Below are 10748 nucleotides of genomic sequence, written 5' to 3' on the forward strand. Positions count from 1 at the left end.
AGTTCATCCGTTTCTCAGCAACGGCGGGGTGTCCGGTTTAGCGGGGGCAACTCCACAGGGTATATAGACTGCCTCCACAAAACACACCGCTATCAAGTTCATGCTGTAAGAACAGAAATTGGGTTCATTGAAACTTTATTAAGGATTGACAGATGTGACCTCATAATTTTAGACACCATGATGGACATACATAAACCACTCCTTGGATCACGCACAACAAGAGGAGGCATGGATGCCGGAATTTTAATTGCGCAAGGGCTAAGAAAATGCGGCATTAAAACTCCCATAGCCTTATTTTCTGCAGCAAGAGAACAGGCAGAAATCATCAGCATAAAAGCATCGTTGGACCTCATTGAGGACTTAACTTACATTTCAAAGAACGACACATCACCCGACCATTTGGTACAGCTTGTTGACAATTATTTTATGACCGGCAACTTTCAATCTAAATATTCTATTATCAATTCAATAGCGAGGTCAACCAGCATTAAAATATCACTAGGGGTGATCTCCGTCGAAGTGAAGGGCCTCCTCGCCCTGCTGCTAAACAAGATTAAGTAGGCCGAGTTTTCATATAATCATCCTCAACGAAAAGCATAATTAAAGCAGGCTACAAGCATTATATTTTGATTATTCAATTTTATGCCTCGTACAGGTCCTGCAGACAAACAGGGCAGGGTAATTTCACAGAATCCTGTGACTCTCTCCGGCTTTTCCTTCGGCAACGCCCAGGTCAATACTCATTCAGGAAGAAAATGGCGACCAGCCCCACCCCAGGTCATCCATCGTCATCCTAACTTTCTCCATCAATGCAAAGGAAATAATGGTATGGACCTGCGCCCCCTTATACCCACTAGTCTCGGCTGACTTCACCCCGGCGCAGCTCGCGCGTTGGGCATCGCGGAAATGAAAGGGAGGCTCGCCAGAGGGGAGGCTCGCGAGGACGATCTGTCGAATTACCTGGAACTCGCCATGCGCGAATGACGGATATCAAGGGAAGCAGCAGGAAATCAACTGTTTCGCATTGTATGCGGGCGTCGGACCTGTCCGGTCCCGCTCTGCGATCCCAGGCGTCATCACAGAGCCGCGCGGCAGGATCTTGCCGCCGCGCGGCTCTCCAGAAAGCCTAGAACGTGTAGAGCACCCCCAGGGCCACCTTCACCGAGTCCGTGGCCGCGCCCGCCATGGAAGGCCCCCACACGCTGGCCTGGAAGCCCAGGGGCCTGGCCCAGCCCGTCTCCACCAGGAGCGTGAGCTGCTCCGTGACCGCGTACGAGTGGTCGAAGTTCAGCGCCACGATGGACTCGTTCAGCGTGAGGTTGCGCCCCATCTCCACCATGTACCCCTGGCCCGAGAGCGCCACCGAGCGCCGGAAGGCCGCCGGGTCCGACGTGCCGCGCATGTAGGCCGCCGTCAGGCGCGAGGAGAGCCCCTCCACCAGGGCGATCTTGTCCAACGTCAGGCCCAGGCCCCACGAGCCTGTCGGGTCGGCCACCAGGGTGGTCTCGTTGTCGATGGTTTCGCTAGTGAAGAAGAGATAGCTCAGGCCCGAGTTCCAGGTGCGCACCAGGGTGGGCAGGCGCTCCGAGCCGTTGCCGGTGTCCGCGTCCTCGCCGCTGCCCCACCAGGCGAAGAGGCGCGGGGTCACGCGGTCGCAGCCCGCGTACTCCAGAGCCAGGTCCGCGAAGAGGCCCCGGCGCGCGTTGCGCGGCGCGTCGGCCCAGGCCCCTGCGCCGCCCACAAGGTCCGCGAAGAGGGTGAAGTCCCCGACGCCGCGCTTGAGGGCCGCACCGGCCCAGGCGTAGGGCGCGGCGTCCCCCGCGAAGCCGCCCCGACCTTGGAAGTACCCCAGGGAGAGGATCTGGCGGCGGATGTAGCCCAGGTCGGGCGGTCCGCCCAGGGCGCCCGCATAGGGCGCGGGGGCGGGCGTGCGCGCAAGCCGCGCCGCCGCCGCCCAGGGCGTGAAGGCCCAGCCCTCGCCCGTGAGCGGCAGCGAGAGCCAGGCCAGGTCCATCACGTCGGTGGCGCGCCCGGTCACGCTTTCCAGGGCGTCGGCGTAGCCCAGGGGGCGGCCCACGGCGGCCTGGAGCGAAGCCCCCTCGCCCAGGGGGATCTCCACGGCCACGGCCGGGTATTCCGAATCGAGCACCACGGAGCCGGTGAAGGCTTCGGACTGGGGCAGGGTGGTGCTGAACTTGCCCGCCGTGAACTCCACGTCCGTGCCCGGCCACTTGAACTGCATGTAGGCCTTGAACACCTCGACGGCGGGCGCGGGGTTGTCCACGGTGTAGGTGGCGTTGCCCCAGGGCGTGTTGTCCACCTGCACCCAGAAGGTGAAGCCCAGGTTCTCGCTACTGGTGAAGTCCGTGCGCAGGCGCAGGCGCTGCCAGACGGCGAAGGCGTCCTGGGCCTGGGCGCGGTCGGTGGTCCAGGGCGTGAAGAGGCGGTTGGCGTAGCTGGCGGCGTAGGCGTAGAACTGACCGCTCATGGCGACCCGGGCGGCCCGGCAGGGCTGGGCGGCCAGCATGAGCGCAGCCCAGGCGACTGCCAGGAAAAGACCCGGCCCGAAAAGTCTCCTTGCGGGAAGCCGCAGCGGGATAAGCCTCTTCACGAACAGGTCCGGCGCGTAAAAGCCCGGCGCGGGGAAACCCGCCGACGACACGGCAGCGCGCGTCATGCAGGGTCCTTGCCAGGCGCGTCTGCGCTCGCGGCCACGCGGTTTCGCCCCTCCTGCTTGGCCCGGTAGAGGGCCTGGTCCGCCTGGCGGAGCAGGGCGTCGAAACCGCCCGCGCCGGGGTGGTCCGTGGCCGTGCCGATGCTCACGGTCACGCGCAGGGAGAGCGCGCCGTGGGTCACCGCGTGCTCCTCCACGGCGCGGCGCAGGCGTTCGGCCAGGTGCAGGGTCTCCTCGCGCCCGGAGTTGGGGGCGAGCAGGGCGAACTCCTCGCCGCCCACGCGCGCCAGCACGTCGGACTCGCGCACGACCCCGCGCAGCACGGCCGCCGTCTGGGAGAGCACGGCGTCCCCGGCGTCGTGGCCGTGTGTGTCGTTGACGGCCTTGAAGTGGTCCAGGTCCAGCATGGCCACGGAGCAGGGACGCCCGCCCCGGCGGCAGATGGCCAGGGCCAGCGGCCCTTCCTCAAGCATCTTGCGCCGGTTGGGCAGCCCGGTGAGCGGGTCCGTTACGGCCAGGGCCTCCAGGCGCTGCATGGAGGCGGAGAGCTTGGTCGAGAGATCGCCGAAGGCCTCGTAGAGCACGCGCACCTCGCTGGAGACGCCCTTGGGCACGGGAGGCGGCGGGTCCTCCGGCGGGGAGCCGTCGGAGAGCACCATGTGCCGGGCCAGCCGCGCGATGGGCTGCCCGATGCGCCGCGCCGCCAGCACGGCCGCGCCGGCCCCCAGCAGGGAGGTGGCCAGCCCGGCCAGGGCCATGCTCCCCAGCATGCGCCCGAAGCGGTCCCCGGCCTCCCGGTTTGCCTCCACGCCCAGCTCCATGTTCACGCGCTCGATGCCCTCCAGCCGGGAGATCATCACGGCGTAGTCGGCGGCCTTGCCGCGCGCCAGGGCGGCGGCTTCCACGGCGCGGCCGTCCAGCATGGCCTCCAGCACGGCGCGGTTGCCCTCGATGTAGGAGGCCTTGGCGGCCAGGTAGCCCTGGAAGTCCCGGCGCTCCTCGGGGGTCCGGCAGAGCCTTTCCAGGCTGTCCTCGGCGGAGTTGATGCGCGCGGCGATGCGTCCCATCTGGCGGGCCAGGCCGGCCAGCTCCCGCTCGTGCACGGCCAGGACGTAGCGCAGCTCCAGGTTGCGGAACTCGGTGACGAGCCGGGTGAGGTCCCCCGCCTTGCGCACCGAGGGCAAATAATTCCCCCCGAATTCCCTCATGCTGTCGCGCACCTGGGAGAACTGATGCAGCCAGAGCGCCTGGAAAGCCATGTTGAGCGACACGATGAGGGCTGCAAGAACCAGAATCATGTGGTAGAGGCGCATGGCTGGTCTCCTTGGGGACAGTTGGCCTTACGGGTCCCTGCCGGTCAAGGAGTCCTGGAGGCCGCCGCGAAAAAAAACGGCGATTTTCCCACCCGCGTGACGCAGGTCACATCCGCCTTTCCGGTGGAGGGTTAGGTGTCTGGGCAGACGAGGCAACCACGTCAACCAACCCCAAGGGAGGAATCATAATGAGCATGTTCTGTTACCAGTGCGAGCAGACCGCCCAAGGCAAAGGCTGCGACAAGATCGGCGTGTGCAGCAAGAACGAAGTCACCTCCAACCTCCAGGACCTGCTGGTCTACGCCCTGCGCGGACTCTCCCTGGTGGCCGAGGCAGGCCGCGCCAAGGGCGTGGCGGACGTCGAAGCCGACCGGCATGTGCCCGCCATGCTCTTCTCCACACTCACCAACGTGAACTTCGACCCCGAGCGCTTCCAGGCCTGGATCGGACAGACCGTGAAGCTGCGCGACGCCCTGGCCGCCAAGGTCAAGGCCGCCGGGGGGAGCGTCCCCGCCCACGCCAGCGTCTCCTTCACCCCCGCCGCCACCCTGGACGGCCTGGTGGAGCAGGCCTCCAAGGGCCTGGGCGGCATGAAGGACAACCCCGACACCGACCCCGACATCGTTTCGCTCCAGCACATGGTGCTCTTCGGCATCAAGGGCATCGCCGCCTACGCCGACCACGCCCGCATCCTGGGCGTGGAGAACAAGGAAATCTACGACTACCTCCACGAGGCCATGGCCGCCGCCACCAAGCCCGGCCTGGGCATGGACTGGTGGTTCGACTGCTGCGTCCGCGCCGGACAGGCCAACCTCAAGGCCATGGAAGCCCTGGACAAGGCCAACACCGACGCCTACGGCCATCCCAAGCCCACCGCCGTGCCCCTGGGCCACGTGAAGGGCAAGGCCATCCTCATCACCGGCCACGACCTCAAGGACCTGGAAGAGCTCCTGAAGCAGACCGAAGGCAAGGGCGTCTTCGTCTACACCCACGGCGAAATGCTCCCCGCCCACGGCTACCCCAAGCTCAAGGAGAAGTACCCCCACCTCTACGGGCACTACGGCACCGCCTGGCAGAACCAGCAGAAGGAATTCGCCGTCTTCCCCGGCGCGATCCTCTTCACCACCAACTGCCTCATGAAGCCCGCCGCCTCCTACCAGGACAACGTCTACACCCACGGCCTGGTGGGCTTCCCCGGCGTCAAGCACGTTGAAGGCTACGACTTCTCCGCCGTGGTGGAGCACGCCCTCAAGCTGCCCGGCTTCACCGACGACGCCCCCGGCAAGCAGGTGCTCACCGGCTTTGCCCGCAACGCCGTCCTGGGCGTGGCCGACAAGGTCATCGACGCCGTGAAGTCCGGCGCCATCAAGCGCTTCTTCCTGGTGGCCGGCTGCGACGGCGCCAAGCCCGGACGCAACTACTACACCGAGTTCGTCGAGAAGCTGCCCAAGGACACCGTGGTCCTCACCCTGGCCTGCGGCAAGTTCCGCTTCTTCGACAAGGACCTGGGCGACATCGGCGGCATCCCCCGCCTGCTGGACATGGGCCAGTGCAACGACGCCTACTCCGCCATCCAGGTGGCCATCGCCCTGGCCGGAGCCTTCAACTGCGGCGTCAACGACCTGCCCCTCTCCCTGGTGCTCTCCTGGTACGAGCAGAAGGCCGTGGCCATCCTGCTCACCCTGGTTGCCCTGGGCATCAAGGACGTCCGCCTCGGGCCCTCCCTGCCCGCCTTCGTGACCCCCAACGTGCTCAAGGTGCTGGTGGAGAAGCTGAACATCATGCCCATCACCACCCCCGACGAAGACATCAAGGCCATCCTCGGCTAAGCCTTTCCACCTCCTCCGAGAACTCCAACCGGGCGGCCGTCGCGAAAGCGGCGGCCGTTCGCTTTGCCGCGCGGCCCTTGCCAGGCGCGCCGCGCGTGTCGTAGACACCAACGATGGATGGATCAGGCGACGCGCACCTCGACCAAGGACCCGCCATGCGTGAACACGCCGCGCCCTCCCCGGGCCGGAACGCCCCGTGAGCCCCGAAGCCTATCTGGGTCTCATGGCCCTGGGGCTCCTGGCCGGGGCCTTCGGCACCCTCATCGGCGCGGGCGGCGGCTTCGTGCTCATGCCCCTGCTCATGGTGCTCTACCCCTCCGACGCCGCCCAGACCCTCACCTGCATCTCCCTGACCACCGTCTTCTTCAACGCCCTCTCCGGCGTGGAGGCCTACGCGCTGGCCAAGCGCATCGACTACCGCTCCGCCGCCCTCTTCGGCCTCTGCGCGCTGCCCGGGACCATCCTCGGGGCGCTTGGCACCGCCAGCGTCGACCGGCGCGACTTCGACCTGGTCTTCTCCGTCTTCCTCCTGGCCGGGGCGGCCTTCCTCCTGCTCAAGAAACCGCCCGCAGAGCACGCCCACCGGCCCGTCGTCCCGGGCCAGACCGCCCGCACCCTCACCGACGCCCACGGGGCCAGCTACTCCTGGAGCTTCAATCCCTGGCTGGGCGGCGGCCTCTCCCTGCTGGTGGGCTACCTCTCCAGCTTCCTGGGCATCGGCGGGGGCATCATCCACGTGCCCCTCATGGTCTACCTGCTCCGCTTCCCCGTGCATGTGGCCACCGCCACCTCCCACTGCGTCCTGGCCGCCATGTCCTTGTGCGGCGTCACCACCCTGGTGCTCACCGGGGCCTTCCACCACGGCGCGCACCGCACCGCCGCCCTGGCCGTGGGCGTCATCCTGGGCGCGCAGATCGGCGCGCGCCTCTCCGAGCGCCTGGGGGGCACGCTCATCGTGCGCCTCCTGGCCTGGGGGCTCGCCGCACTGGGCGTGCGCGTGCTCCTCCTGGCCCTGGGGATCTGGGGCTGAAAAAATCTTCGGCTCTTCCGGCTCCCTGTGACGCACGTCACAGGCATCGCCCGACCGCATCGCTATTGTCTCCCCAACACGCCCCGGAGGAACACCATGAAGACCACCCGCAAGATCGTGGAAATAGACGAAGAACTCTGCAACGGCTGCGGCGAGTGCCTGCCCAACTGCGCCGAAGGCGCCATCAGCATCGTCAACGGCAAGGCCAGGCTCAAGGCCGACAAGCTCTGCGACGGCCTTGGCGCATGTCTCGGCCACTGCCCCATGGGCGCGCTCAAGATCATCGAGCGCGTCGCCGACGATTTCGACGAGGACGCCGTGCACCACGAGCTCGAAGCCATGAAACAGGCCGAAGCCGTCCCCGCGCCCGCCATGGGCTGCGGCTGCCCCGGCTCCAACGTGACCACCCTCAAGCCCCACGGCGGCTGCCCCGGCTCGCGCGCCGCCGCCCTGAACCCCAAGGCCGCGCCCGCCCAAGGCCACGCCCCCGCCGAATCCAACCTCGGCCACTGGCCCGTGAAGCTGCGCCTCGTCCCCGCCGACGCCCCCTTCCTGCGCGGCGCGGAAGTGATCGTCGCCGCCGACTGCGCCCCCGTGGCCCTGCCCGACTTCCACGCCCGCATGGCCGGAAAGGTGGTGCTCATCGCCTGCCCCAAGTTCGACGACCCCGACCCCTACCTCCAGAAGCTCGCGCAGATGATGCGCCACTCGGGCGTCAAAAAGGTCCAGGTGCTGCGCATGGAAGTGCCCTGCTGCACCGGGCTCTCGCACCTCGTCCGGCAGGCCGCTGCCCTGGCGGGCAACAACGTCCCCGTGGAGGACCTGGTCATCGCGCGCACCGGCGAAGTCCAGGCCGCCCAGAACCCCCGCACCCTCTTCTAGCGCCCGCTCAGCCTCCGCCGCCCCGGCAAGGGGCGGCGGGGGCACGTTCATTCTCCTTTATTTGATCCCCCTTTTGCCCGTGGACAACGCGCCGTCCGCAGGTCACAATGACCGTCACCTGCCGTGCAGACGGCCGGACGCCGGGGCCGTTTCCCGCCCGGAGACAACAGACCAGGACCGATCGGGAGACCGCCATGAACGCCCACCGCCCGGACGCGCCGGGACAACCAGCCTCCAGGGACAACCTCTGGCGGCGCTTCACCGTCAGCGTGAGCCTCGTCATCGCCCTCTTCGTCATGGGCATCTTCATCGGCGTGTTCGTGCGCAACCGCGACGTGATGCAGGAAGAGGTGGAGGCCAGGGCCAGGGCCCACTTCCACAACATCCTGCTCATGCGCGAGTGGAACGCGCGCTACGGGGGCGTCTATGTGGAGAAGGGGCCGGGCGTGGAGTCCAACCCCTACCTGGAAAACCCCGACATCACCGCCGCGGACGGGCGCGTCTTCACCAAGAAGAACCCAGCCCTCATGACCCGCGAGGTCTCGGCCCTGGCCGCCAGCCACGGCATGTTCACCTTCCGCATCACGAGCCTCAACCCCCTCAACCCGGGCAACGCCCCCGACCCCTTCGAGCGAAGTTCCCTGGCGGGCTTCGAGCAAGGCTCCAGGGAGGCCATGACCACCGAGTCCGAGGGCGGCAAGACCTTCTTCCGCTACATGGCCCCCCTCTTCGTGGAGCAGCCCTGCCTGGCCTGCCACGCCCGGCAGGGCTACCAGCCCGGGCAGGTGCGCGGCGGCATCAGCGTGCGCTTCGACATCAGCGCGATCCACGGCGCGCAGGCGCGCATCGGCCGGGTGATCGTCTGGCTCTGCCTGGCCACTCTGGCCCTGCTGCTGGGCACCCTCTACTTCTTCATCTACAAGCTCATGCGCAGGCTCAAGGAGGCCCAGACGCGCCTGGAACAGATGGCCCGCACGGACGCGCTCACGGGGCTTGCCAACCGGCGCTGCCTCTTCGAGCGCCTGGAGGCCGAGTGCGCCCTGGCCGCGCGGCACGGCTCCCCGCTCTCCTGCGTGATGGTGGATGTGGACCACTTCAAGCGCATCAACGACGCCTACGGGCACCAGGTCGGCGACGAGGTGCTCAAGGGCGTGGCGGCCAAGCTCCGGGAGTCCGTCCGGGTCAGCGACCTGGCAGCTCGTTTCGGCGGCGAGGAGTTCCTGCTGCTGCTCCCGGGAACCGGGCTGGAGGGCGCGCGGGCCGTGGCGGAGAAGTTGCGCTGCTCCGTGGCCGGACAGCGCTTCAACGAGCCCGCAGGCCCCGGCCTGGCCGTGACCGCCAGCTTCGGCTGCGCCGCCTTCAACCCCGAGGGCGACGACGCGGAATCCTTCGTGCGCCGCGCGGACGAATCGCTCTACACGGCCAAGGCCTCGGGACGAAACCAGGTGCACTGCAAGCCCGAAGGCTCGTGAGCAAGGAGCGCCCGCACCGGCCCGGCGGACGCTCAGCGGGAGAGGCGGATGAGGTATTGCTGCATGTTCACGGGCCTGTTGAGCAGGTCCAGCTTGCGGCGCAGCACGTTGCGGTAGGTCTCCACGGTGCGCGGCGACAGGTGGAGGCGTTCGGCGATCTCCTTGGTGGAGAGGCCGTCGCGGATCATGGCCGCGATCTTCAGCTCCTTGGCGCCCAGGCCTTGCGCGCCCGCGGCCTCCAGGAGCCTGGCCTCGAAGGCCTGTTCGGCGTGGCCGTTCCCGCCCGGGGCCTGGCTGGCGTCGCGCTCCTGGCGCAGGGCCTGGATGGCGGCGTGCTCCTGGTGGCGGGCGATGCCCTCGCGGATGGCCTCGGCCAGCACGGACGCAGGGCAGGGCTTGGTGAAGAAGCGGAACACCCCGCCGCTGTTCACGGCCTTCATGGCCGCGTCCATGTCGCCGTGGCCGGTGAGCATGATGCGCGTGGCGCCGGGCGACAGCTCGCGGACGCTGGCCAGGAAGGCGATGCCGTCCATGCCGGGCATTTTGAGGTCGGAGATCACCACGGCGTAGGGCCCGCCGGAGCGCACCCTGTCCAGCCCCTCCTGCGGCCCCAGGGCCGTGTGCACGCTGAAGCGGCCGCGCAGGGCGGCCTGCAGGGCGTCGAGCACATGGGGCTCGTCGTCGACGAGGAGCACGAGGTCGTTCATGGTAGTGGTCGGCGACCGCCCGCGCGACACAGCGTCCACCGTGGTTTTTCCGCACTCCTAGCCCAGCCCGGCCCGTTGTGTCCACTGCGCGATGGGTTATCTCAGGAGACACGACGGAGGCCTGGCCCGGGCGCGGATGCTGCGAGGCGTCCGACCACTTCAATTCCCGGCCCGTGTTGCGCCCGGTCCGGTTGAACATCGTCGTCGACAGGAGTACCAGGGCTCCATCAGGGGAGCCGCCGAGCGACAAGGAGGGTGTCCCATGGCGACCTGCATCCGTTCGCTGACGATTCTCGCGCTGCTTGCGCTGACGTGCCTGCCGGAATCCAGGGCGTCCGCCAGGGACCTGGACGAGATACGCGCCCAAGGCGTGCTGCGCCACCTGGGCGTGCCCTACGCGGCCTTCGTCACGGGCAACGGCGACGGCTTCGACGTGGAGCTCATGCGCGATTTCGCCGCGCACCTGGGCGTGCGCTACGAGTTCGTGGCCACCGACTGGCCCACGGCCATCCAGGACCTTGTGGGACAGCGCTTCACCACCGACGGAACCGACGTGACCCTCGCCGGTCCCGCCGAAACCAGGGGCGACGTGCTGGCCTCGGGGCTCACCGTGCTGCCCTGGCGCGAAAAGCTCCTGGATTTCTCCGCGCCGGTGTTCCCCACCCAGGTCTGGCTGGTGGTGCGCGCGGACTCGCAGCTTGCGCCCATCGCCCCCACGGGCCGGGTTCTCGAGGACATCCGGCGCACCCGCGAGAAGCTCACGAGCCGCACCACCCTCACCAAGAGCGGCACCTGCCTGGACCCCAGGCTCTTCGACCTGGCCCCCCTGGGCGCGCAGGCC

General features: G+C 67.6%; 9 protein-coding genes. 6 read left to right on the forward strand and 3 right to left on the reverse strand.

Going from position 1 to position 10748, the window contains the following annotated elements; translation table 11 throughout:
- Positions 1 to 561: response regulator (locus ACV4UX_RS14710; protein WP_491594031.1), on the forward strand; the 561-nt coding region annotated here is incomplete at its 5' end.
- 565 nt (positions 562 to 1126) lie between these two features.
- Here ACV4UX_RS14710 and ACV4UX_RS14715 read toward each other — a convergent pair.
- Together ACV4UX_RS14715 and ACV4UX_RS14720 are read right to left on the reverse strand one after the other, a co-directional pair.
- A complete protein-coding gene (locus ACV4UX_RS14715) occupies positions 1127 to 2677 on the reverse strand; it encodes an outer membrane homotrimeric porin (RefSeq protein ID WP_491594032.1) in 1551 nt (516 codons plus the stop codon).
- Positions 2674 to 3987, reverse strand: coding sequence for a GGDEF domain-containing protein (locus ACV4UX_RS14720; protein WP_491594033.1), 1314 nt, complete (start codon positions 3985 to 3987; stop codon positions 2674 to 2676). The genes ACV4UX_RS14715 and ACV4UX_RS14720 overlap by 4 nt, the downstream gene beginning before the upstream one ends.
- Positions 3988 to 4181: 194 nt before the next feature.
- Here ACV4UX_RS14720 and hcp point away from each other — a divergent pair, with 194 nt between their 5' ends.
- From hcp to ACV4UX_RS14740, 4 genes are all read left to right on the forward strand, one after another.
- A complete protein-coding gene (gene hcp / locus ACV4UX_RS14725; RefSeq protein WP_491594039.1) occupies positions 4182 to 5816 on the forward strand; it encodes a hydroxylamine reductase in 1635 nt (544 codons plus the stop codon).
- A 196-nt stretch (positions 5817 to 6012) separates the two neighbouring features.
- Positions 6013 to 6846 carry a sulfite exporter TauE/SafE family protein gene (locus ACV4UX_RS14730; RefSeq protein ID WP_491594034.1) on the forward strand — a complete coding sequence of 278 codons (834 nt, stop codon included), beginning with the start codon at positions 6013 to 6015 and terminating at the stop codon, positions 6844 to 6846.
- Positions 6847 to 6942: 96 nt separating this feature from the next.
- Entirely contained in the window at positions 6943 to 7728 is a 786-nt protein-coding gene (locus ACV4UX_RS14735) for an ATP-binding protein (protein WP_491594035.1), read from the forward strand.
- A 194-nt stretch (positions 7729 to 7922) separates the two neighbouring features.
- The gene (locus ACV4UX_RS14740) at positions 7923 to 9200 is read left to right on the forward strand and encodes a diguanylate cyclase (protein ID WP_491594036.1); all 1278 of its coding nucleotides are present in this window, start codon (positions 7923 to 7925) and stop codon (positions 9198 to 9200) included.
- Positions 9201 to 9232: 32 nt separating this feature from the next.
- Here ACV4UX_RS14740 and ACV4UX_RS14745 read toward each other — a convergent pair whose 3' ends face one another.
- Positions 9233 to 9907, reverse strand: a complete 675-nt coding sequence (locus ACV4UX_RS14745; protein ID WP_491594037.1) for a response regulator — start codon at positions 9905 to 9907, stop codon at positions 9233 to 9235.
- Positions 9908 to 10169: 262 nt separating this feature from the next.
- Between ACV4UX_RS14745 and ACV4UX_RS14750 the strand changes: the two genes are divergently transcribed.
- Positions 10170 to 10748 (forward strand): substrate-binding periplasmic protein (locus ACV4UX_RS14750; protein ID WP_491594038.1); only part of this gene is annotated, 579 nt, incomplete at its 3' end.

It is taken from the genome of Fundidesulfovibrio sp., from assembly GCF_058402725.1.